Origin of the sequence: Tissierella sp., from assembly GCF_031460495.1 — a bacterium.
In the GTDB taxonomy this organism is placed as follows: Bacteria; Bacillota; Clostridia; order Tissierellales; family Tissierellaceae; genus JAVKTS01.
Map to the genome: position 1 here is coordinate 421,243 of NZ_JAVKTS010000001.1, position 25,033 is coordinate 446,275.

The window sequence follows — 25,033 nt, forward strand, 5'->3', positions numbered from 1 at the left end:
CTTCAATGATCTTAGCTAGTCCTCCTGTCAAAATTTTGTTACTATAGATAAGTTGGTGAATAATTTGGACTACATATTACAAGGATTCAAAGAAGCAATAAAACTTCTAGTTTCATTAGATAAAGAAGTACTAAGAATAGTCCTTCTATCTATTATAGTTTCAACTTCTGCTACTATCTTAGCCTCAATTTTATCTATTCCATTAGGGGTTTATTTAGGTATCAAAAGATTCAAGGGAAAAAGATTATTTTCTAGAATAATATATACAATGATGAGCATACCATCTGTAGTTGTAGGGCTTATAGTGGCAATATTACTATCAAGAAGAGGGCCATTGGGCTATTTAGATTTACTATATACAAAAAATGCAATGATAATCGCTCAAACACTATTGGTGATTCCCTTGATTTTAGGACTTACATATGGACTAGCTAAAAGTAGAGGTAATGCTATTGAGAAAGTAGCCTTTACTTTAGGTGCTAGCAAATGGGATACAATTATATTGATTATAAGGGAATTAAAAGCAGATATCCTAGTAAATGTAGCTACAGCATTTTCAAGAGCCATATCAGAAGTTGGAGCTGTAATGATAGTTGGGGGAAATATAAAGGGGCATACAAGAGTCATTACAACAACTATATCTATGATGAATTCAATGGGAGATTACCCTATGGCAATTGCTTTAGGGATTGTGCTACTTCTAATATCATTCGTCATACATAGCATAATATATTCCTATAACGAATAGGAAAGTTCTACTTTTGTTCTTTTTTATATAAGGAACTTTCCGTCAGTGAGTTTCAAGAAGAGCTACCTTAACGCTTTTGTCCAGGCTCTTCTTATAGTCAGGAGGATTAATATGGAAGTCAGAATAGAGAATCTAAGGAAAAGTTACGACAAAAAACAAATACTAAACATTGAGAATCTGACTATTGAAAAAGGTAAGATTACAGGCATTACAGGGCCAAATGGTTGTGGCAAGACCACTTTATTAAATATAATAGCTGGATTAGATGAAAAATATAGTGGAGACATTAGCTATGATGGATCTAAACTCGATAAAAAGATAATAGATAATATGACCATAGTATTTCAAAAACCATATTTATTTAAAAGAACAGTCTATGGCAATATTGAATATCCTCTAAGGATTAGAGGAATAGATAAATCCCATAGGAAATCCTTAGTTTTAAATATAATTAAGAGTCTTGAGATAGAAGATTTAATGGAAAAGAAAGCCCATCTATTGTCAGGTGGGGAATCACAAAAAGTTGCATTGGCCAGAGCCTTAGTATTTAAACCACAATTATTATTATTAGACGAACCAACATCAAACATAGATCCAGATTCTATTAAGGTATTAGAAAGACAAATCCTTAGCTTTAATGAAGAAACTGGAGGAACAGTAATTATAATAACACATAATATTGAGCAAAGTACAAGGCTAGGACATAATGTAATTCAAATGTAGATTGTTGTTCCTTAAGAAAAGGGGCAGATACAATTAACGGGGTCTAAAGACCCTTCCAAAGAAGTTCTTAGGTATTGCCTTAGTAACCACGAGGATGAATATATAGGATAGAAAACCTAGGAATAAACTAGATATGAAAGCAAATGGACTAAGGTGTTGAAGGTTTGCTAAATCATAGGTGCTAATATAAATAAGTAAAATCATAAAGGCAGAAGCAAGCAAAGGTTTGCCTAAGATATCTAGATAATTTAACTTCAATTTAATTGATTTTTTTACAGTGAAAATATCTAATATCATAATTATTATAGCAGAAGAATAATAGGAAATATAAAAGCCATTGATTCCATACTTTGGATTTCCCACAAGAAAGTATACAATAATTACTTGAATAATCATACCAATAAGCCTGTTAATAGTAGCTTTTACCTGTTTATTTAATCCATAGAGTATACCAGAAAGATTATGTTGTAAAGCCATAAATACTGTACCATAACCCATTATATGTATAAAGTCAGAGACCAAGGGGTCATTATATAAAAATATAGCTAAAGATTTAGAGAGGGTCACATATATTGTGGTCAAAGGAATAGATACTAACAAAGTGGCCTTCAATGAAAGCTGTATATCACTTTTAATGTCTTTATATCTTTTCAAAATAACTTGTTCAGATAAACTAGGAATTAAATTGATTACCAAAGCTGATGTAACTATAAATGGTAGATGAACCAAGGGCATAGTCATTCCCATAATTCTACCAAAGGTTGCAACGGACTCACTACTAGTATATCCAGCTGTAATAAGTCTGCTAGGGATTAAGATTGTATTAGAAAACCTTAATATAATACTGAAAAATCCGGATATTGTTAGAGGAAATGACATGGATAGAATTTTAATTAAAAAAGAATTCTCATTCTGTTTACCAGGTAGATTATTGGATTTGTATAATCTTCTTTTAGCAAAAAAAGACCATATTAGATCAAAAAATTCTCCAATACTAATACCAAAAATAGCAATCATAGCTCCATGTATTGGATTTACAGGCCTTATATAATAAATCATCCCTATTATAATTATAAATCTTGTAGAATGTTCAATGATTTGAGCAATACTTGGTGTGATGACATTTTTCATACCATAAAAATATGATTTTAAAATAGTGCTTAGTGAAAGAATAATAATTGCAGGAAATAAAAGATATACACCAAATAGCATATCTTCATTCTTAAGTATTTTAATTGAAATAAACTCAGAAGAGAATAAAAGAGCTATACCAAGTATAATGGAGATAAAAAGATTCAACAATATGGCAGTTCTGTAAATATTCTCTACATTATATTTGTTCTTTTTAGAATTTTGTTCCGCTACCAGTTTAGTGACGCAAGTGGGAATTCCAGAACTGCTTATGATTAAGAAAGTCATAAGGGTAGACATAGAAATTTGAAATAATCCCATGGCTTCTGCGCCCAAAAGATTTGATAATAAAACATCATATGTAAATCCAATAATTCTAGTAAAAAAATTCATAAAGATCATCACGATAGATCCATAAATAAATCTGTCTTTACTCAAAAAATCACCTCATATAAAATAGTAATATATTAATTTATATGATTTAGATAATATATAATTCTGAAATATTAGTTATGCTAATCTTAAGAAAGCTTAACTATTATTTAAGAATAGCCACAATACTTTTATGATATAATCAAATAAACACAATTAATGGAGGCCTAAAATGACAAATAATTTATATAGCGATGTATATAATAATATATCTTTTTCAAGAGCTGAAACATCTTTGATAATGGAGCCAAGGTATGCAAATATTCACGGAAGTATTCATGGTGGGGAATTAATGAAGGTTATGGATAATATAGCAGGTATTGCAGCATTTAAGCACGCCAAGGGAATGGTAGTTACTGCCAGAGTAGATGAAATTGTATTTCATAAGCCAGTCAATATTGGTAATATTGTTACATGTATAGCCCAACTTGCCTATGTAGGTACATCCTCCATGCAGATTTTGGTAAATGTAGTGGTCCATAATGTAGAAAATTATTCACAACCTGAGACAGCATTGACAGCTTTTTTCACAATGGTACATCTAGTAGATGGTAAACCTGCAAAGGTTCCACAATTAGTTGTGACTAACAAAGAAGAGGAAGAACTCTATAAATTGGGTGAGAAGAAACATAGTGAGATTAAAGCGAAATATTTAAATGAATAAGAAATACAAAATATGGAGGTTTATATGGAATTTTTCAAGGTAGTATCCGTGGACGAAGGAAAAAGCTTACTTATGGATAACTTCAAAGACTACGAGTTTCAAACTGAAAAAATCAATATATTAGAATCTGTGGGTAGGGTACTAGCAGAGGATATATATTCAGATATAAATGTACCAGAGTTTAATCGTTCTACTGTAGATGGATATGCTATCAAAGTATCTGATAGTCATGGGGCAACTGATTCCATCCCTAGTATTTTAACCATAGTAGGAGAAGTATTAATGGGGCAGGAGGCGAAAATATCTATCAAATCTGGGGAAGCAGTTTATGTGCCTACTGGAGGTATGATTCCTCAGGGAGCAGATGGGGTAATAATGATTGAGAATACAGAAAAGATGGATGATAATACTATATTAATATATAAATCTATATCTCAAGATGAAAACATTATTCATAAAGGTGAGGATATAGAAAAAAATGCATTAGCTTTGAAAAAAGGAAGAAAGATTACACCAGAAGTTGTAGGAGTTTTAGCAGCTTTGGGTATCTCTAGCTTTAATATATATAGAAAGCCTAGGTTTTATAATATATCTACAGGAGATGAAATAATAGGTATAGATGAAGAGCTTACTATGGGTAAAGTAAGGGATATCAATTCATATGCCCTATCTGCTTTAATAGAAAAACTTGGGGGAGAAGTTGTAGGCAATACCATAATAAAAGATGATTACCATGTATTAAGAGCAGAAGTAGAAAAGGCTCTGGAAGTATCTGATATAGTGATGATTTCAGGAGGAAGCTCTGTAGGGACAAGAGATTATACACATCAGGTCATAAATTCATTTAATGGGAAGGGTGTTTTTGTCCATGGAGTATCTATAAAACCTGGGAAACCTACCATTATGGGAGAAGGAAAAGGAAAGTTAATTTTTGGTTTACCTGGTCACCCGGTATCCTCAATAATTGTATTTAAAACATTCTTAGAGTTCTTTATAAATAAGAAATTAGGGATAGATACTATCAGTCCTAGGATAAATGCTATTGTAGATTCAAATTTTCCTTCATCACCAGGGAGAACAACATATCAAATGGTTAGTCTTGGTGAAAGAGACGGAAGATTTTATGCCACTCCTAGCTTTGGGAAATCTGGAATGATTAGCTTACTATCAGAATCTCAAGGCTATATAATAATAGAAATCCATGAAGAAGGGGTTTACAAAGGCGAAGAAAGGGAAGTATACCTTTTCTAGTGAATACTGAATATCAAACGGAGGAAAAAGAAGTGGAGAGAAATACTTATATTGATAATATAGATGTGGAATTAGCTAAGGAGATGTACTTTGAGAAACTTAATATAATCCCTGAATATGAGGAAGTTAAGGTTATAGATTCATTAGATAGGGTGACTATTGAGGCAGTTAGTGCAAAGATTTCATCACCTAATTATAATGCTGCAGCTATGGATGGAATCGCAGTGAAGTCATCCAATACATTAGGGGCAACTGAATCCAACCCTTTGACTTTAGAAATAGCTAAGGATTTTATTTATATAAATACGGGAAATCAAATTAAAGAACCTTTTGATTCTGTCATTATGATAGAGGATGTCATTGACTGTGGTCAAGGGAAAGTTCAAATATTAAAATCAGTCTATCCCTGGCAGCATGTTAGACAAATTGGTGAAGATGTAGTTGCTACTGAAATGATCATTCCATCAAGACATAGGATTAGACCAATAGACATAGGAGCATTGATTTCCGGGGGTATTGAAAGTATTAAGGTTTATAAGAAACCAAGAATAGGCATACTTCCCACAGGAAGCGAAATTATTGAAGAAATTAAGAATTTAGAAGATGGGAAAATAATTGATTCAAATTCTAGGGTTTTTGAAGCTGCCATACTGAAAAATGGAGGCATTTCTCATAGATATTCTCCTCATAAAGATGATTATGATTTATTGAAGAAAGCCATATTAAAAGGGGTAGAAGAAAACGATATACTATTAATAAATGCAGGTTCATCTGCTGGGACTACAGATTACACAGTTAAGCTTATTAGAGAACTTGGAGAAGTCCTAGTCCATGGAATAGCTATGAAGCCAGGCAAACCTACTATTTTAGGCATTATCAATGGAAAGCCTGTTATTGGAATACCAGGATATCCTGTATCTGCATATCTAGTATTTGATGCTTTTGTGGTACCTTTAATTAATAAATATAGTGGAATTAAGGATAGAAAAGCAGATTTAGTACAGGCTACTGTTTCTAAAAGAATAGTATCATCACTAAAAAACAGAGAACTAGTAAGGGTAAATCTGGGATTTGTAAATGACCAGCTTATAGCTACGCCCTTATCTAGTGGTGCAGGAGTCACTATGTCTTTAGTGAAGGCAGACGGTATAGGGATTATTCCTCAAAACATTGAAGGAATAGAGGCAGGAGAGAAAATAGATGTGGAACTTCTAAAACCTTTATCAGCAATAAAAGGGACTATAGTATCAATTGGGAGCCATGATTTGATTATGGATATATTATCTGATATAATCCCATTAACATCAGGACATGTAGGTAGTATGGGTGGAATATTGTCTATGAAAAGGGGAGAGTGTCATATAGCTCCAATACATCTTTTAGATGAAGAGACGGGAGAATATAATATTTCTTATGTAAAGAAATATTTTGGAAATGAGAAGATGGCAATTATTAAAGGTGTGAAAAGGCAGCAAGGATTTATTGTACAAAAAGGAAATCCAAGGAATATTAGAGATTTCAAAGATTTAGTGAGAGATGATATAATATATGTAAATAGACAAAGAGGTGCAGGAACTAGAATATTACTGGATTATCATCTAAAACTTGATGGTATAGATATTGAGAAAGTAAAAGGATATAGTAGGGAAATGACTACCCATATGGCAGTTGCAACAGCAGTAAAGACTGGCACAGCTACAACTGGACTAGGAATATATTCTGCTTCAAAAGCACTTGATTTGGATTTCATTGATATTACTTATGAAGACTATGATTTCTTAGTATATGAAAATATGTTAGAAAATCCAATTATTAAAGAATTTATAGAAGTGTTAAAGTCTAAAGAATTTCAAGATAGAGTTAGTTCATTAGGTGGATATGAATTTAAAAATACAGGATATGTAATATTAATCTAAAGAAAAAAAGGTGATTAGATGAAAGATTCTTTTGGTAGAGAAATAAGTTATCTTAGAATCTCAGTGACGGATAGATGTAATTTAAGATGCAAGTATTGTATGCCTGAGAAGGGAGTTTCTAAGTTTTCTCATGATACTATGTTAACATTAGAAGAGATATATGAGATAACAAAAGCCTTTGTAGATTTAGGTATAAATAAAGTAAGATTTACTGGAGGGGAACCTCTAGTACGAAAAGGTATAGTTGATTTAATTTCAAGGGTATCTAAATTAGAAGGAATAAAGGACTTGTCCATGACCACTAATGGCTTGCTCTTGAAGGAATATGCCAATGAATTAAAGGAAGCAGGGTTAAATAGGGTTAATATTAGTTTAGATACTTTAGATAAGGACAAGTATTATAAAATTACCAGAGGTGGTAATTTGGATCATGTCCTTGAAGGAATAAAAGAGGCAAGAAAAGTAGGACTATTGCCTATAAAGATAAATACTGTACTAATAGGTGGATTTAATGATGATGAGATAGAATCCTTAGTCAAATTAACTGAGGAAGATATAGATTTACGATTTATAGAATTAATGCCCATAGGTGAAGCATCCAGTTGGGCAGAAGAAAATTTTATTTCCAATAACATAATTTTAGATAAAGTTAGGGATTTGATGCCAATTCCAAGGGAAGATATATCTTCACCAGCAGTATACTATAGATTGCCTAATGGAAAAGGTAAAGTAGGGATAATAAATCCAATATCATGTAAGTTCTGTTCTAACTGCAACAGAGTTAGATTAACATCAAGAGGACAATTGAAACTATGTTTACACTCAAATAAGGAAATTGATATAAAAGAAGTACTAAGGAGAGGGAGAGATATAAAAGAAATAATTCTTAATTCTATTTGTGAAAAAGAAGAATCTCATCATTTAGAAGAAGGAAAATATATTACTAGAAATATGAATCAAATAGGGGGATAAAAATGGAATTAACTCATTTCAATGAACATGGAAGGGCACATATGGTTGAAATTGGTGAAAAAGAAGATACTAAGCGAATGGCTATTGCAAGAGGAAAAATCAAAATGCAGAGAGAAACTCTTGATAAGATCAAAGAAGGACTTATAAGCAAAGGTGATGTTCTCTCAGTAGCACAGGTAGCTGGAATAATGGGAGCTAAGAGAACAAGTGAATTGGTTCCCATGTGTCACCATTTATTACTTACAGGCTCTGATATTAGATTTGCTTTTTTAGATGATGGAATTGAAATAGAAGCAGAAATAAAAACAATAGGTAGGACAGGAGTAGAAATGGAGGCTCTAACAGCTGTAACCATAGCAGGTTTGACCATCTATGATATGTGCAAAGCTGTTGACAAGGAAATGGTTATTGAGGATGTTAGACTTATAAGAAAAACTGGTGGAAAATCAGGTGAGTATTATTTGTGCAAAGCCGCAAAAGGTAAGGTACTATCCATAAATACTTCTGATAAAAAAGGTGTAATTAAAAAACCAATAAAAGAAAGTTTATTTATTGAAAACTATGGTATTGAAAATGATGCCCATTCTGGTAATTGGCATAGGCAGGTAAGTTTATTGGGAATAGAGAGTTTTGTTAAGATGGAGAATGAAGGGATAGAGGGTTTAGTTCCTGGAATATTTGCAGAAAATATAACTACTGAAGGAATAATCTTATATGATCTTCCAATAGGAACAAAACTTGTTATAGGAGAGACAATCCAAGAGGTAACTCAAATAGGTAAGCAATGTCATACAGGATGTGAGATTTCCCAAAAAGTTGGAAAATGCGTAATGCCTAAAGAAGGAATATTCACCAAAGTCTTAAAGGGTGGAGTTATAAAAGAGGGAGATATCATAGAAGTTATATAATAAGTTTGGATTTTGGTGCCTGGCACCAAAATCCAAACTTATTTAAATTAATTTAGTAAAGCTTCTACAACTTCTTCCATAGCCAATGCTCTTGAGGCCTTTGTCAGGATTAAGGATTTAGGCTTCATGACTTCTTTGATTTTTTTAATCAATTCAGGTTTGTTATCAAAGGATGCTACTCTATCCTTACCTAAGTTTATTATAGCAGTTTCTCCAATATATTTTGAAAGAGGTCCAAAAGTAAAGACATAGTCTATTTCATTTGGATCAATCTTTAGTCCAATTTCTTTATGCATATTTATTTCTTCTTCTCCTAATCCCTGCATATCTCCAAGTACAACAATTTTCTGATCGTAATCTGTCATTGTAGACATAGTATTTAAAGCTGCTAATACAGAGGAAGGATTGGATTTATAAGAATCATTTAAAATACTGAATCCTTTAGCATGAATTAGTTCATTTCTCATGCCTGTCTTTTCAATGGATAACAATCCCTTTTCTATATTCTCAAGACTTATACCAAAACATTGTGCCACTGCTATGGCTGCAGTAGCATTAAGTACTTGATGTTTTCCTAACATGTTTATGAAAAACTCTTTATCTAAAGGTTTCTTTATATTAAAGGAGTCTCCTTTTTCATTAACAAATATTACTTCTGCTTGATAGTCATTAGAGGCTTCCATTCCATAGGTTTTAACATTGTAATTAATAGATGAATTATCTATTGCCTTCTTTAAAATAGTATCATCTCCATAATATAAGAAAAGGTCATTAGGTTTAAGTCCTTTTAAAATTTCCAGCTTTGCCTTGGCGATATTTTCCTTAGTCTTTAGGCCTTCTAAGTGAGCCTCACCTATATTAGTGATTATTGCAGCATTTGGACTAGCGATGGAAGTCAATAATTCAATTTGTCCAAAATTATCCATACCCATCTCTAGTACTGCCATTTCTACATCCTCTTCCATGGATAAAATTGTTAAGGGCAATCCAATAAAATTATTAAAATTACCTATGGTTTTATGAGTCTTGTATTGAGTCTTTAAAAGACTTGCCAAGATATCCTTGGTGGAGGTTTTTCCATTACTTCCAGTAATCCCTATAACTTTTGTACTTAGCTCTTTACGATATGATTTAGCCAATTCTTGTAGGGCGGATGTAGTATCATCAACTAATATAAATGGAAAATCATTATTAGGCCTAGGTTCATTTTTATCCCATAATGTGGCAATAGCACCCTTTCCAATAGCCATAGATATAAAATCATGACCATTGAAATTTTCACCTATTAATGGTATGAATAGTTGATTAGGGCCTATATTTCTAGAATCTGTAGATACACCTTCAATCACAATTTCTTCAAATTTATTTGATAGTCCAGAACCACCACACATCTTTTGAATTTCTTTTAATTTTCTTCTAATCAAAGATCTCACCTCTTATTTATAATGGCTTTTTTTTCATCATACCTTTCTAAAGCTAAAGATATTAATCTTTCAATTAATTCTGCATAGCTAGTGCCGTCAGTGGCACCCCATAAAACTGGTGTCATACTTACAGCTGTAAAACCAGGCATAGTATTTACTTCGTTAACAAATATTTCATTATCATCTGTAACGAATATGTCCACCCTAGCAAGGCCATGGCAATTTAGTATTCTAAAGGCTCTTTCTGCAGTTTCCCGAACCTTGCTGGTAACTTCTGCTGTCAATCTTGCAGGTATTACAGGTATTAACTTCCCATCTATATATTTGGCATTATAGTCAAAAAATGATCTTTCCATAATGAATTCTCCTGGAACAGAAGCCTTTGGATGATTGTTACCCACTACTGATATTTGCATTTCACGAGCTACCGCTTCCTCTTCAACGATTATTTTACGGTCATAAAGGAATGCTTCCTTGAAAGATGCTTTAAGTTCTTCTCTGTTTTCAGCCCTTGTAATACCGACGCTTGAACCACCATTGGAAGGCTTCACATAGCAAGGATAACCAACTTCGTCTTCAACTAAGCTATAGCAATCTTCCTCATTGTTCTTCCAATTATGTAGCCTAAAGGAGGAATATTTGACCTGAGGGATATTATACTTTGCAAATAAATCTTTAGTTATTGATTTATCCATGGCTACAGCAGAGGATAGAACTTCATTTCCTACATAGGGAATATCTAATAATTCTAAAAGTCCTTGAATAGTACCATCTTCTCCATTAGGACCATGAAGGGCTGGAATAACCAAATTCTTTTCATGATCTTTAAGAGCATTAGTTAGAAAACTCCCTATTGAAGTAGCCACTGTAGAAGAACTTGTGCGTCTCAATTCATCAGGGCTATTGATTTTTTCCTCCAACAGACCTAAACTGCACCATATACCTTCGTTAGTAATATAAATTGGATAAACATTATATTTTTCTTTATCTATTGCATTAATTATAGCTGAAGCAGATTTCAATGATACATCATGTTCAACTGATTTTCCACCACATAAAACATATATATTTATTTTCATATTCAACCTCCCAATTGAGTCTTTAGTTTAATAAATAGATTATATCATAATGATTACCTAAAGAAATGAAATTTATATTACAATTTACTAACAAAATAACATTTCGTAAATATTTAGAATATTTAGACTTGATATAATATTGTTGTATTTATCCATAGTATTGTTATATTTAATATAATATAATTAAGTTATTGACATTATGGAAATAGAAGCAGAACATTGAGGGGTGATGTATTGAACACTATAGTCATAAGAGGCGGTGGAGATTTAGCCACTGGAATAGGACATAGGCTATTTAAAGCAGGGTATAAAATAATAATTCTAGAGATAGAAAAACCTTTAGCCATTAGAAGAGCTGTGTCCTTTAGCGAGGCAATTTATATAGGAGAGATAACTGTTGAAGGGGTTAAGGCTGTTTTTGCCAAGAATTTACAAGAAATTAAAGAGACAATTAATAACAATACAATTCCTGTATATATAGATGAAACTGGAAGTATAATTAGTGAGATTAAGCCTTTAGCTGTAATAGATGCAATTATTGCTAAAAGAAACTTAGGAACTAATAGAAATATGTCACCTATAACAATAGGAGTTGGTCCAGGATTCGAAGCAGGAGTAGATGTGGATTTAGTAGTAGAGAGTAAACGAGGACATTATTTAGGTAAGGTTATATACGAAGGACAAGCTGCTGAAAATACAGGTATACCAGGGGAAACAATGGGATATGCTGAAGAAAGAATAATTAGGTCTCCTAAGGGAGGAATGGTTAAGCCGTTTTTTAATATAGGTGATAGGGTAGAGGCGGGAGAGATAGTATGTAATGTAGGGGATATAGCTGTTGAAGCTAGAATATCGGGCATACTAAGAGGGCTTATTAGGGAAGGCATATATGTGCCTGAGAAAGCAAAGATAGGAGATATTGATCCCAGAGGTATAAAAGATTATACTTTTACTATTTCAGATAAGGCAAGGGCAATTGGTGGTGGAGTATTGGAGGCTATACAATATTTAAGAATTGAAAGGGGGATATAGGATGCCAGATTTATATGTAATGAAAAAAGCTTTGAAGGATATTGAAGATGGAAGAGAATTAGCTATAGCAACTATTACAAGAGCTGAAGGTTCTGCTCCGCGAAGAGAAGGCACTATAATGGCTGTATTGGAAGATGGAACAATTCATGGAACCATAGGTGGAGGAAAGTTAGAGAAGAGAGTTATAGAACTATGTCTTGAAGCTATAAAGGATGGAAATACCCATAGTATAAATCTTCCTTTAAATACAAATGGAGTAGAAATGATATGTGGGGGAGAGGTAGATATATTTATAGATGTTTACAAGAAAAGACCCAAACTCCTAATTGCAGGAGGAGGTCATGTAGCCCATGCAATATATCAATTTGCAGCCCTACTAGGATTTGATATAGTAATCTTTGAAGATAGGGAAGAATTTTTAAATGAGGAAAGGTTTCCATTATCCCATGAGTTAATCCTGGGAGATATGAAGGAGAGGCTACAGCAATATCCTATAGATGAAAATTCTTATATTGTAATAGCAACTAGAGGACATGCCTATGATCAAGATGCTCTAGAAGTTGTAATAAATAGTGACGCCAAATATATTGGTGCTATGGGATCTAAGAAAAAGATAATAACTATGATGAAGAACTTGAAGGATAAAGGAATATCTCAAGAAATTCTAAATAAAGTTTATGCCCCTATAGGCCTAAAAATATCTGGAGGAAGTCCTGAAGACATTGCCCTAAGCATTCTAGCTGAAATTCAACTAATTAGAAATAAGGGACAGCTTATCCATATGAAACACAATCAATAAGTTTGGAATTCGGTGCCAGGCACCGAATTCCAAACTTATTTGTATTTATTTTAACAATATTATTTTCCTTAATGATAATAAATTTACTATAGATAAATCTGATTTGATAAACATATGCCAATTTTTATATAATAGTATGAATGATTGTTAAAGGAGTGAAATATATGTTGAAGTTACCAGAGAATTTTGAAAGCTACGAAGAGGCAAGGAGAGAAGGGTTTTTAAAAGTAAAAGCATTGAAAGAAAAGGGAACTCCAGTTGTAGGAGTCTTTTGTACATATACACCTATTGAACTGATTCATGCTGCAGGGGCAGTAGCTGTTAGTCTATGTGGTACATCAGATGTACCAATACATCATGCTGAGCAACACTTACCTAAAAATCTTTGCCCCCTTATAAAATCCAGCTATGGCTTTGCAGTATCTGAAACATGTCCATATTTTTATTTTGCTGACCTGATAGTAGGGGAAACTACTTGTGATGGTAAGAAAAAAATGTATGAGCTACTAGGTGAACTTAGACCTACTCATGTCATGCATTTACCTCAAGGGCAGGATAAGGATCATGGATTTAGATATTGGAGAGAGGAATTAGTTAGATTAAAGGAAGTATTGGAAGAAAAGTTGAATGTAAAGATCACTGAAGAGATGTTAAGGGAAGAGATAAAGGAAAGGAATGGTGAAAGAAAAGTACTTCTAGATTTCTATGAATTAGGCAAATTGAATCCCTCACCTATATCAGGCCGTGAGGTAAATGAAACTATGGAGGCTTTAGGATTTCAATTTGATAGAAAAGCTCAATGTGATTTTATAGTTGAAAGAACAAAAGAACTGAGGGAGAAATTTGAGAAGGAACTAAAGGGTACTAAATCAAACAGGCCTAGAATACTTGTGACTGGTTGCCCATTAGGAGGAGTTAGAGATAAGGTTCTAAAAACCATAGAGGATTCTGGTGCAGATATAGTAGCTTTTGAAAATTGTAGTGGTGTTAGAGAAAAGGCTACTCAAGTAGATGAAACAAAAGATCCTATAGATGCTTTAACGGAAAAATACCTAAATGTCAGTTGCTCAGTAATGACACCAAATCCAAGACGATTTGAAGCATTAGATGAAATGATAGATGAATATGAAATAGATGGAGTAATAGAAGTGGTTTTACAAGCCTGTCATACATTCAGTGTAGAATCTTATAATGTAAAAAGATTTGTAACTGAGAAAAAGGAAAAACCTTATTTGTATATTGAAACAGATTATTCAAAATTAGATGTAGGACAGATAAATACAAGAATAAATGCATTTTTAGAGATGATGTAAAAAAATAAAACTATTAAAGGGTATATTTTTCAAATATACCCTTTAATATTAGGCAAATCAGCTATATTGACAGAAATTTCATACTTTGGTACTATGTATATATTGTATGACAAGCTTTAGCCAAATAGGGGTGTTCATATGAAACGAAAATTTATATTAGCCATAATATTTTTTGCTCTGATTTTCATAATATTAGGTAAGAAAACTTTTCAAAATGATGATCCAATTTTCACTGTAGATAATAATAGTGGAGAAATCAATTTGGGAGAGGATAACACAGTAGAGCAGAAAATAGATGATGAAATCTTATTTCTACTTATGGGTGTAGATGCTAATGGTACAAAGACATATAAGGGAACTCGTACGGACACTATGATGTTGTTTAAGGTTAATTTTGATACTGGAGAAACTAACTTGCTTTCCATACCTAGGGATACTAGGGTTTTGGTTAAGGGTAAGAATGATAAGATTACTCACGCTCATTCTATTGGAGGACCAGAACTTACTATGATGACTGTAAGAGAGTTCTTAAATCTAGATATTGATTATTATGTAAAAGTTGATTTTAATGCCGTAATGGAAATAGTAGATGCAATAGGTGGGGTAGAGATAGATGTACCTAGAAATATGGAATATACAGCTGATCCAACATTAAATATAAATATAAAAAAAGGTTTGCAAGTATTAGATGGAAAGAATGCCCATGATTTCTTGAGATGGAGACATAATAATGACATGACATTAGGATATGTTGATGGGGATGTGGGTAGAATTCAAGCACAGCAAATGTTTATGAAAGAGTTTATAAAACAGACACTAAAGATTAAAAACATTACTAAGCTTCCTAAGATTATTAAAAGCTATTATAAGAATGTGGAAACGAATATACCTATGGATGTAATTTTACAGGGAGCAAAACTTGCAACAAAATTAGATATAAACAATATTAATACGGAAACAATCCCTGGAGAAGGGAAGTATATTGGAGAAGCATCATATTATGTTTATGATGAAGAAAAAACTGAATTGTTAATCATGGAAATATTTGATGATTATCTACTTAATGAATAAGTTTAAAAATCGGTGCCTGGCACCGATTTTTAAACTTATTTGTATTTATTTACTTGATAGTTTTATAAATTCTTCTATATCCTTCTCAATTAATCTTAGGGAGTTTCTGAAGAATTCAGGGTTTCTTACATCTATATCCATTCTTAGGGCTACATCTTTTATGTTATTTTTGCCTGTAGCATTTAGTAGCTCATCATATTCTTGTACGAATTTATCACCGCGTTTTAGATATTCCGCATATAATCCTTTGGAGAATAATAGTCCAAATGCATATGGGAAGTTGTAGAAGTTACGACCTGCTGAGTAATAATGAGTTTTATTTACCCACATATATGGATGTAGGGCTGAATGATCTAATCCATCACCATAAGCTTGTCTTTGAGCATCCATCATTATTTCTTTAAATTCATTTACTGAAAGTCCATGGGTCTTTCTTCTTTCAAATAATTCTGTTTCAAACAAGAATCTACTATAGATATCAACTATAACTTGACCAGCATCTGAGATTGAAGATTCTAAAATGCTTAATCTTTCTGCATCGCTAGCTTCCTTTAAGGCTGCATTAACAACTATTGTCTCACAGAATATTGATGCCGTTTCAGCTATTGGCATAGGGTATCCACTATTTAATATGGACTCATCCTTTAAATTGAATCCATGATATCCATGACCTAACTCATGAGCTAGAGTAGTCATATTGGAGAAACTACCATCAAAGTTGGACATTATTCTGCTCTCTTTTATTGGGTGAAGATTTGAACAGAATGCTCCCCCTCTTTTTCCTTCTCTAGGCTCTACATCTAGCCAGTTTTTATCATAAGCATTTTGAACGAAGTCAGCTAGTTTATCTGAGAAAGTTCTAAAGTTGTCTACTATATAAGTCATAGCCTCAGGGTAGGTAAATGTCATATTTACTTCACCCATTGGTGCAAACATTTCATAGAAAGGTAATCCATTTTTATGTCCAAGTAATTCTGCTTTTTTCCTATAATATTTGTGGAATACTGGCAAGAATTCTTTCATAGCAGTAAACATAGCGTCTAGAGTTTCTTTGTCCATTCTAGAATTGACTAAGGTCTCTTCTAATGGAGAAGAAAATCCTCTTAGAGCAGAAGTAGTTAATACTTCGCCTTTAATTCCGTTTAATGCAGCTGCTGAAGATTCTTCTATTTTTGCATATGCTTCTAATTCAGCTTCATATGCTGCTTTTCTCTTTGCAGGATCTTTGTCATATGCAAGGTTTCTAACAGCAGGAAGTGGAAGTGATTTTTTTTCTCCATCTATGGTGATATCAACTAATAGTGTGGATGAAATTTTGTTCTGTAAATTAGTCCATGCTGAAGAACCAGTGTTGGACATCTTTGAAATAAGAACTTCTTCCTTTTCGCTAAGCATGTATTTAGTATGCTCTTTTACTTGTTGTAAGTAGAATTTATGCTCTTTTAATAATTCTGATGAGTCAATCAATACATCTAGATCATCAATATCCTTCATAAAGGATTGAAATTGTACATTTGGTTTAGTTAAATCTGAATATTTTACGCTAAGCTTATCATAATATTGAAGAGCTACTTCGTTTTTAGCTTCTACAGATGTTGTTAGGCTTGCATAAGAAAATAATTTTGAAAATAGTGATCTTATTTCCCTAGACAATACAATATAGTTCTCCATTTTTGCTACAGGATTATCCTTAGATAATAAATTTTCATCTGCCCACTTAATAAAATCTTCAATTAATTTATTAAGCTTTTCGAAATCTGCACTATACTCCTTAGAATCAAAGGAACTATATAATTCATTTAAACTCCAACGCATATTATCCCGCCTTTCAAAATATTTAATTAATTCCATTATAACATAAATTATTAAATGGGAAAGAACTATTTTGAGGCTCTAAATATAAAAAGAACCTTTTTAAAAAAAGGTTCTTGATGTAAAGAAAAAGTAGCAAAATACTCCTTGCTACTTTTTCTTCATATTAAAATAACTTCGTAGTCCAATTTTCGCAATTCCAAATCTCTGTAGCCACATCTTGATAGAAGTCTGGCTCATGAGATATAAGGAGAATGCTGCCCTTATAGGCTTTTAAAGCTCTTTTTAATTCTTCCTTTGCATCTACATCTAGATGGTTAGTAGGCTCATCTAGGATGAGTATATTGGTTTCTCTGTTGATTAATTTACATAGTCTTACCTTGGCTTGTTCCCCACCAGATAGGACCATTACCTTTGATTCAATATGTTTTGTAGTTAAACCACATTTTGCTAGTGCTGCCCTAACTTCATATTGAGTAAGTCCAGGGAACTCTTGCCATATTTCATCTATACAGGAATTATTGTTTTTATCTTTAATTTCTTGTTCAAAATATCCAATTTGCAAATTGTCACCTAGTTCTACTTCTCCAGATACGGATTTAATTTGGCCAAGTATACTTCTTAATAATGTAGTTTTTCCAAGACCATTAGCTCCAATTAATGCAATTTTTTGCCCTCTTTCCATTATTAAATTAAGAGGTTTGGATAATGGTTCATTATAGCCTATGACCAAATCCTTGGTTTCAAATATTAGTCTCCCTGCAGTTCTACCTTCTTTGAAATTAAATTCTGGTTTTGGTTTTTCACGAGCTAATTCAATTATATCCATCTTATCTAATTTTTTCTGTCTAGACATTGCCATATTTCTAGTGGCAACTCTAGCCTTGTTTCTAGCCACAAAGTCCTCTAAATCTGAGATCTCTTGTTGCTGCTTTTTATATGCGGCTTCTAATTGTGATTTTTTAGCTTCGTATATATTTTGGAAATTATCATAATCTCCTACATATCTAGTTAATTCTTTATCTTCTACATGGTAGATTAAGTTGATAACAGAATTAAGAAATGGAATATCATGGGATATGAGAATAAAAGCATTTTCATATTCTTGCAGATATCTCCTTAACCATATTATATGTGGCTCATCTAAGTAGTTAGTAGGCTCATCAAGTAATAGGATATCTGGTTTTTCAAGGAGTAATTTAGCTAGCAATATCTTAGTTCTTTGTCCACCAGATAAATCATTTACATCCTTTTCAAGGCCTATGTCATCTAATCCAAGTCCTCTTGCAATATCTTCAACCTTTGCATCTATAATATAAAAGTCATTATGGTCTAGGATATCCTGTATTGTACCTACATCTTCCAGTAAAGTAGTCAATTCATCTTCAGATACATCACCCATTTTCATATACATGTCTTGCATTTCTTGTTCTAAATCAAATAGATATTTGAAGGCACCTTTTAATGCATCACGAATAGTCTGACCTTTTTCTAAAGATGTATGCTGATCTAAATAACCAACTCTAACTCTTTTGGCCCATTCTATTTGGCCTTCATCAGGCTCTAATTTTCCTGTGATTATATTCATAAAAGAGGATTTACCCTCACCGTTAGCACCTATTAATCCTACATGCTCACCCTTTAACAATCTAAAATTAACATTTTTTAATATTTCTCTATCACCGAAACCATGGCTTAGATTTGTTACTGTTAAAATACTCATTTAAATCCCCTCTCAATTTATAAATCTTCCCTAAAGATTATATAAAATAAATAGGTTTTAGTCTAGTTTTTTATATATGATTAGTGATATCCATTATTATGGGTATAATAAATAATATGACATAGTTAATATTAAATAAAGCAAATACTGCAGCTAGGTAATATGAACATTATTACATTTGACTTGTATTTAATTAGTATTAAGTGTATAATAAATAGGTTAAAGATTAAGGAGGACGATTTATTTTAATGGAAAAATTAAGATTTGAAGAGATGAATTTATCAAAAGAATTACAAAGAGGAATTAGTGACATGGGGTTTGAAGAAATGTCACCAATACAATCTCAGGCAATTCCAATTATACTAGAAGGAAAAGATGTAATTGGTCAAGCTCAAACAGGAACAGGGAAAACTGCAGCATTTGGTATTCCAATTATTGAAAAATGCAATCCAGCAGACAAATCTGTTCAGGCGTTAGTTTTATGTCCTACAAGGGAGCTTTGTATTCAAGTAGCAGAAGAGATCGGAAAACTTGCAAAGCATAAAAGAGGATTAACTGTTCTGCCTATATATGGTGGGCAACCTATAGACAGACAAATTAGAGCATTAAAATCAGGAGTTACTGTTGTAATTGGTACACCTGGAAGGGTAATAGACCATATAAAAAGAAAGACCCTAAAAATTGGGAATGTAAGCATGATGGTATTAGATGAAGCGGATGAAATGTTTGATATGGGTTTTAGAGATGATATAGCTCTAGTAATGAATGAACTAAGAGAAGAGAGACAAACCATATTTTTCTCAGCAACTATGGCATCTGAAATCATGAAATTTGCAGCTCGTTACCAAGTTGATCCTGAAATTATTAAAGTAGTTCACAAAGAACTGACTGTACCAAAAGTAGAGCAGGCTTACTTTGAATTAAAGCAACATATGAAGACTGAAATACTATGTAGACTTATCGATATGTACAATCCAAAACTATCAATAGTATTCTGTAATACAAAGAAGAAAGTAGACGAACTCATTGAAGAGCTTCAAAGCAGAGGATATTTTGCAGATGGTTTACATGGAGATTTGAAGCAATCTCAAAGAGATAATGTAATGGGTAAGTTTAGAAAGGGTACAATTGATGTTTTAGTGGCAACTGATGTAGCAGCTAGAGGAATAGATGTTGACGATATAGATTTAGTAATAAATTATGATATGCCACAAGATGAAGAATATTATGTTCATAGAATTGGTAGAACTGCTAGAGCAGGTAGAGAAGGAAAGGCTTTTAGTTTTGTATCAGGAAGAGACATTTATAAACTAAGAGATATTCAAAGATTTACAAAGACTAAAATTGCAAGAAAAGATTTACCAACATTGAAGGATATAGAGGCGAATTATACTTCATCAATGCTTGGAAAAATAAAGCAAGAGATCGACAATGAGGATTTAACTAAATATGAGAAAATTATAGAATCTTTATTAGAAGAAGAATATACTTCTTTTGATATTGCAGCTGCATTATTAAAATTCTATATGGTTGAAAATAGATTAGATGGGCATCAAGAATTAGATATGGTAGATTTTGGGGGCCAAGCTAAAGCTTCTGCTTCTAAATCATCAAATTCTAGAAAATCTTCAGGTGCTTCAACAAGGGTTCATATCAATATAGGTAAAAGAAAAGGTGTAAGCCCAAGACATATACTTTCAGCTTTAATAGAAGAAACAGGAATAGAAAAGAAATTAGTTGGAACTATAGATGTATATGATAAATTCACATTCGTAGAGATACCTGGGGATTATGCAGATGATGTTCTAGAGAGATTAGACGGCGCACGAATAAAAGGTACAAAGGTTAAAGTTGAAATAGCCAATCCTAAAAGCAAATAAGAGGATACGAAAGGTAAAAATGATAACATTAAAAAAGTCTTCCAGAGGAAGACTTTTATGTGTTTTTGACTTTTTTCTTTAAAGCTTCTCTTAGGCCCTTTTCTTCCTTATTCACTATAGACTTAATATTAGGAATATGAAGGTAAACAGCTACAGCTGCTATAAGTAAAGCTAAGATTATTGAGCCATGGCCATATCCTAGATAAATAGCAGATAATACTAGAAAAATATTTAAAGCTAAAGTACCTAAAGCTATATAATCAGTAAAAATAGTTACAAGGGCAATCACAAGAAAGCCTAATATACCTAGTCTATAATCCAATCCTATTGTCATTCCTAATAGAGATGCTGCCCCTTTTCCGCCTCTAAAACCCATAAAAAATGGGAAATCATGACCCAAAATGACAGAAATACCATTTAGATATAGAAGAAAAATATTTTCTTCTAAATAAGAAATTTCAAATAAATATTTAATAATAAGAATAGAAATAATTCCTTTTAAGATATCCAAAAGTGCAACTACAATACCCCATTTCCAACCTAAAGAGATTACGGTATTAGATGCCCCTGCATTACCTCCCCCAAGAGTTCTAATATCAACCTTTAAAAAGGTTTTACTCAGAATGTAAGACCATTGCAAACATCCAAATATATAACCAATGATTATTACGATAAAATAAGATTTCATTTTTTTCACCTCCATATATATTATATCATATAAGATATTTTAAGAATATTTCTAGATTATGTCAATATGCCTATACCGTTTAAGTTTGAAATATAGTATAATTATGTTATAATAAGTAAATTTATGGAGGAATTAATATGAAAATGTTTATGAGTGATAATAATTCAGGAGTGCACCCTAAAATAATGGAAGCAGTAATAAAAGCTAATTTTGAACACGACTATGCTTATGGTAATGACAAGACTACAAAAGAAGCTATAGATAAGATAAAAAATCTATTAGAAAAAGATGTAGATGTATATTTTGTCACTACAGGTACAGCAGCCAATGTAATTGGCCTTAGTGGTCTTTTAAAGTCTTATGAGGCAGTTGTTTGTGCTGATACATCTCATATAAATGTAGATGAATGTGGTGCTTTTGAAAAGTTTAGCGGATCAAAAATATTATATGTACCAAATCAAAATGGAAAAATTGATAAAGAAGATGTAAAATCATTTCTTCATTCATTAGGTGATGAGCATCAATCTCAACCTAAGATAATTTCAATAGCTCAAACAACGGAGACCGGAACATTGTATTCTATAGATGAAATAAAGGAATTGGCTGATTTTGCTCATGAAAACAATATGTTACTCCATGTAGATGGAGCAAGAATATCAAATGCAGTCGTAGCGTTAAATACTACTTTTAAAGAAATGATAACAGATACGGGAGTAGATTTATTATCATTTGGAGGCACTAAAAATGGAATGATGATCGGTGAGGCAATAATTTCATTAAATAAAGATTTAAGCAAGGCTTTTAAATTTTATAGAAAACAAGGTATGCAACTATTATCTAAGATGAGATTTGTATCTGCCCAATTTATCCCATATTTAAATGAAGAACTTTGGAAGGAAAATGCATTAAACTCAAATAATATGGGTAAATACTTTGCAAAAGAGCTATCTCAATTTAAGGAAGTAAGATTAAAAAATGAACCTGCGACAAATATGATATTTGCATATATGGATAAGGATTTAGTTAAGGCTTTACAGGAGAATTTTGCTTTTTATGTAATGGATGAGGAAACAGGTTTGATTAGACTAGTCACATCCTTTGATACTAGTATAGAAGATATAGATAGTTTTATTAATTGTATAAAAAACACAATAGCTAATAGATAAAATATAGTATTCACAATTAATATAATGTATACGACAAAAAGGATGATAATATGAAACTTCCAATGAAAAAAAATATTTTAATATTCGTTACAGTATTAACTTTGGTTTTTATTCAAGGTATATTTGTAGATGAAGGAAATGCTATAACAAAGGAAGAAATAAAGATCATCAGATTTGCAGGAGATGAAAATCATCCACCCTATGAATATATAGATGAAAATGGAAATTATAGGGGATATAATATTGACATAATTAATGCGATTGCCCATGCTGCAGGTCTATATATTGAAATCATACCAATGGAGTGGAATGATGCAATATTAGCATTGGAAAATAATGAAGTTGATAGTTTGATTGGTATGTCTCAAACTGAAGACAGATTAAAGAAGTACAAGTTTACTTCACCTACCATAATTAATGAGCAAGTAATATTTGTTAATAAGGATACAGTACATATCAATAGTATAGAGGATCTTTCAGGTTTGAAAGTGTCATATCAAAAGAACGATTTAAACGAGTCTTTTATACATGATATTCCAAATGTTATAGCACTTCCAGAAAAAGATTTAGAAGATTGCTTATTTGAATTAGCTAATAATGAGGTAGATGCAGTATTAGGAAATAGGGTAGTAGGGATATTTCATCTACAGAGAAATAAGCTGACAGATAAAATTATGACAGTAGGAGAGTCTATTACTTCAGTGAAATATGGACCAACTGTTTTAAAGGATAACCAAGAGCTACTTAATACTTTGGAAGAGGGCCTTGAGCAAATCAAGAAAAACAAAACCTTTGATAGGATATATGGAAAGTGGTTTGGTGAAGATCTAGGCTATATAAAATTGCTGATTAAAGACTATAAAAATGAAATAATGATCCTTGCAATTCTTATTGGGTTAGTTGTTTTATTTTTATATCTATATAATATTAGGCTTAAAAAGCAAGTATTAAAGAGGACACAAGAACTTGAACAAGCAAATGATGACTTAATAGTAAAACAAAAAGAAATTTACAACCTTGCATATAATGATTCTATTACATCATTGCCTAACAGAATATATTTCGTAGAAGAATTAAATGGAATATTGGATAATATTAAAGATGAAGTGGATTCATTTGCAGTATTTTTCTTGGACATAGATAGATTTAAACATATTAATGATACATTAGGACATCATGTGGGAGACCATATACTTAACTTATTGGGAATAAGACTTAGTAAGTTAGTTAAAGATTTGGATATTGTAGCCAGGGTTGGAGGAGATGAGTTTTTCATATTGATGAAAGGAATTAAAGATGAAAGTGAAATAGTATCTCTAGCAAACTCTATCTTAATGGATTTTAAAGAGCCATATTATATTAGAGATTATGAACTATATTTGACCACAAGTATTGGGATAGCCATTTATCCTGATGGAGGGGTAGATACACAAGCGCTACTTATGAATTCTGACTTAGCATTATATAAAGCAAAGGATCTTGGTGGGAATTCCTATTATATTTATGGTGATGAAATTTCTTCTGAGGGATTAGAGAAGATGGTATTATTAAATCAACTTAGACAAGCATGTGATAACGATCAACTAGTATTGCACTATCAACCACAAATAGAGATAAAAACGGGTAAGATTGTGGGCTTAGAAGCTTTGGTTAGATGGAATAATCCAGATAAGGGATTACTATATCCAGACAAATTTATAGCCTTGGCTGAAGAGACTGGACTAATAATTCAAATGGGAGAATGGATATTGAGACAGGCTTGTATGCAAGCAAGAGAATGGATTGATCAAGGAAACGATATTATAATGTCTGTAAATATTTCAGCAAAACAATTTCAACATAAGACTTTTGTGAAGGAATTAGTAAGTATACTTATTGAATCTGGATTAGAACCTAAGAACCTTACACTAGAGATTACAGAGACCATAGTAATATCAGATATAGAGTATACCTTGAACATCTTGGATATGCTAAAGAATTTAGGAATTGGAGTTGCCATAGATGATTTTGGTACAGGCTATTCAAGTCTAAGCTATCTAAATGAAATGAGCGTAAATGAACTTAAAATTGATAGATCCTTTATTTCTGATATAGAGAAAAATCATAAAAATAAGATGTTAGCTAATACCATAATAATATTAGCAAAGCAAATTGGCTTAAAGGTAACTGCTGAAGGTGTTGAAAATCTAGAGCAATTAACTATACTAAAGGAAATGGACTGTGATATTGCACAGGGATACCATTTCAGTAAACCTGTATCAAAAGAGAAAATAGATGAAATGATGAATTAAAAAAGCCCTA

At 32.1% G+C, this 25,033-nt stretch carries 20 protein-coding genes and 1 pseudogene; 15 read left to right on the plus strand and 6 right to left on the minus strand.

Features of this window, described 5'->3' with window-relative positions; translation table 11 throughout:
• Positions 1 to 64 precede the first annotated feature (64 nt).
• Both RIN63_RS01975 and RIN63_RS01980 read left to right on the plus strand, forming a co-directional pair.
• Entirely contained in the window at positions 65 to 748 is a 684-nt protein-coding gene (locus RIN63_RS01975; protein WP_399323945.1) for an ABC transporter permease, read from the plus strand.
• 111 nt (positions 749 to 859) lie between these two features.
• The gene (locus tag RIN63_RS01980) at positions 860 to 1,471 is read left to right on the plus strand and encodes an ATP-binding cassette domain-containing protein (RefSeq protein ID WP_310442976.1); all 612 of its coding nucleotides are present in this window, start codon (positions 860 to 862) and stop codon (positions 1,469 to 1,471) included.
• A gap of 33 nt (positions 1,472 to 1,504) precedes the next feature.
• Here RIN63_RS01980 and RIN63_RS01985 read toward each other — a convergent pair whose 3' ends face one another.
• A complete protein-coding gene (locus RIN63_RS01985) occupies positions 1,505 to 3,040 on the minus strand; it encodes an oligosaccharide flippase family protein (RefSeq protein WP_310442977.1) in 1,536 nt (511 codons plus the stop codon).
• A 166-nt stretch (positions 3,041 to 3,206) separates the two neighbouring features.
• Here RIN63_RS01985 and RIN63_RS01990 point away from each other — a divergent pair, with 166 nt between their 5' ends.
• The 6 genes and pseudogenes from RIN63_RS01990 (at position 3,207) to RIN63_RS02015 (ending at position 8,745) form a co-directional block, all read left to right on the plus strand.
• On the plus strand, positions 3,207 to 3,698 hold the full coding sequence (locus tag RIN63_RS01990; protein ID WP_310442978.1) for an acyl-CoA thioesterase: 492 nt from the start codon (positions 3,207 to 3,209) through the stop codon (positions 3,696 to 3,698).
• Positions 3,699 to 3,722: 24 nt separating this feature from the next.
• Positions 3,723 to 4,949 (plus strand): molybdopterin molybdotransferase MoeA, encoded by a 1,227-nt coding sequence (locus RIN63_RS01995; protein ID WP_310442979.1) that lies wholly within the window; start codon positions 3,723 to 3,725, stop codon positions 4,947 to 4,949.
• A gap of 32 nt (positions 4,950 to 4,981) precedes the next feature.
• Positions 4,982 to 6,865, plus strand: coding sequence for a molybdopterin biosynthesis protein (locus RIN63_RS02000; RefSeq protein WP_310442980.1), 1,884 nt, complete (start codon positions 4,982 to 4,984; stop codon positions 6,863 to 6,865).
• A gap of 18 nt (positions 6,866 to 6,883) precedes the next feature.
• Positions 6,884 to 7,837: a GTP 3',8-cyclase MoaA gene (gene moaA / locus RIN63_RS02005; protein WP_310442981.1), complete on the plus strand. Its 954-nt coding sequence runs from the start codon at positions 6,884 to 6,886 to the stop codon at positions 7,835 to 7,837.
• Positions 7,838 to 7,839: 2 nt separating this feature from the next.
• Positions 7,840 to 8,286 (plus strand): annotated as a pseudogene (gene moaC, locus RIN63_RS02010) (cyclic pyranopterin monophosphate synthase MoaC); the annotation flags it as partial.
• A gap of 12 nt (positions 8,287 to 8,298) precedes the next feature.
• Positions 8,299 to 8,745 carry an MOSC domain-containing protein gene (locus RIN63_RS02015; RefSeq protein ID WP_310443334.1) on the plus strand — a complete coding sequence of 149 codons (447 nt, stop codon included), beginning with the start codon at positions 8,299 to 8,301 and terminating at the stop codon, positions 8,743 to 8,745.
• A 47-nt stretch (positions 8,746 to 8,792) separates the two neighbouring features.
• Here the strand turns inward: RIN63_RS02015 and murF are convergent, their stop codons facing one another.
• Both murF and RIN63_RS02025 read right to left on the minus strand, forming a co-directional pair.
• Complete coding sequence (gene murF, locus RIN63_RS02020; RefSeq protein ID WP_310442982.1) at positions 8,793 to 10,169, minus strand: UDP-N-acetylmuramoyl-tripeptide--D-alanyl-D-alanine ligase; 1,377 nt, start codon at positions 10,167 to 10,169, stop codon at positions 8,793 to 8,795.
• 5 nt (positions 10,170 to 10,174) lie between these two features.
• The gene (locus RIN63_RS02025; RefSeq protein WP_310442983.1) at positions 10,175 to 11,248 is read right to left on the minus strand and encodes a D-alanine--D-alanine ligase; all 1,074 of its coding nucleotides are present in this window, start codon (positions 11,246 to 11,248) and stop codon (positions 10,175 to 10,177) included.
• Between the two features lie 234 nt (positions 11,249 to 11,482).
• On the opposite strand from RIN63_RS02025, the gene yqeB reads away from it, so the two are divergent.
• The 4 genes from yqeB to RIN63_RS02045 all read left to right on the plus strand — a co-directional run bounded on the left by yqeB (position 11,483) and on the right by RIN63_RS02045 (position 15,463).
• A complete protein-coding gene (gene yqeB, locus RIN63_RS02030) occupies positions 11,483 to 12,280 on the plus strand; it encodes a selenium-dependent molybdenum cofactor biosynthesis protein YqeB (RefSeq protein WP_310442984.1) in 798 nt (265 codons plus the stop codon).
• A gap of 1 nt (position 12,281) precedes the next feature.
• Positions 12,282 to 13,079, plus strand: a complete 798-nt coding sequence (locus RIN63_RS02035; RefSeq protein ID WP_310442985.1) for an XdhC/CoxI family protein — start codon at positions 12,282 to 12,284, stop codon at positions 13,077 to 13,079.
• A gap of 164 nt (positions 13,080 to 13,243) precedes the next feature.
• On the plus strand, positions 13,244 to 14,392 hold the full coding sequence (locus RIN63_RS02040; protein WP_310442986.1) for a double-cubane-cluster-containing anaerobic reductase: 1,149 nt from the start codon (positions 13,244 to 13,246) through the stop codon (positions 14,390 to 14,392).
• A 138-nt stretch (positions 14,393 to 14,530) separates the two neighbouring features.
• Positions 14,531 to 15,463, plus strand: coding sequence for an LCP family protein (locus tag RIN63_RS02045; RefSeq protein WP_310442987.1), 933 nt, complete (start codon positions 14,531 to 14,533; stop codon positions 15,461 to 15,463).
• A gap of 45 nt (positions 15,464 to 15,508) precedes the next feature.
• On the opposite strand, the gene RIN63_RS02050 is transcribed toward RIN63_RS02045, so the two are convergent.
• Both RIN63_RS02050 and RIN63_RS02055 read right to left on the minus strand, forming a co-directional pair.
• Positions 15,509 to 17,278, minus strand: coding sequence for a M3 family oligoendopeptidase (locus RIN63_RS02050; protein ID WP_310442988.1), 1,770 nt, complete (start codon positions 17,276 to 17,278; stop codon positions 15,509 to 15,511).
• 163 nt (positions 17,279 to 17,441) lie between these two features.
• Positions 17,442 to 18,998, minus strand: a complete 1,557-nt coding sequence (locus tag RIN63_RS02055) for an ABC-F family ATP-binding cassette domain-containing protein (RefSeq protein WP_310442989.1) — start codon at positions 18,996 to 18,998, stop codon at positions 17,442 to 17,444.
• A gap of 248 nt (positions 18,999 to 19,246) precedes the next feature.
• Here RIN63_RS02055 and RIN63_RS02060 point away from each other — a divergent pair, with 248 nt between their 5' ends.
• Complete coding sequence (locus tag RIN63_RS02060; protein WP_310442990.1) at positions 19,247 to 20,878, plus strand: DEAD/DEAH box helicase; 1,632 nt, start codon at positions 19,247 to 19,249, stop codon at positions 20,876 to 20,878.
• A gap of 55 nt (positions 20,879 to 20,933) precedes the next feature.
• Here RIN63_RS02060 and RIN63_RS02065 read toward each other — a convergent pair whose 3' ends face one another.
• A complete protein-coding gene (locus RIN63_RS02065; protein ID WP_310442991.1) occupies positions 20,934 to 21,566 on the minus strand; it encodes a glycerol-3-phosphate acyltransferase in 633 nt (210 codons plus the stop codon).
• Between the two features lie 137 nt (positions 21,567 to 21,703).
• Here RIN63_RS02065 and RIN63_RS02070 point away from each other — a divergent pair, with 137 nt between their 5' ends.
• Positions 21,704 to 22,732 carry an aminotransferase class V-fold PLP-dependent enzyme gene (locus RIN63_RS02070; RefSeq protein ID WP_310442992.1) on the plus strand — a complete coding sequence of 343 codons (1,029 nt, stop codon included), beginning with the start codon at positions 21,704 to 21,706 and terminating at the stop codon, positions 22,730 to 22,732.
• 62 nt (positions 22,733 to 22,794) lie between these two features.
• Positions 22,795 to 25,023, plus strand: coding sequence for an EAL domain-containing protein (locus RIN63_RS02075; RefSeq protein ID WP_310442993.1), 2,229 nt, complete (start codon positions 22,795 to 22,797; stop codon positions 25,021 to 25,023).
• The last annotated feature ends 10 nt before the right edge of the window (positions 25,024 to 25,033 follow it).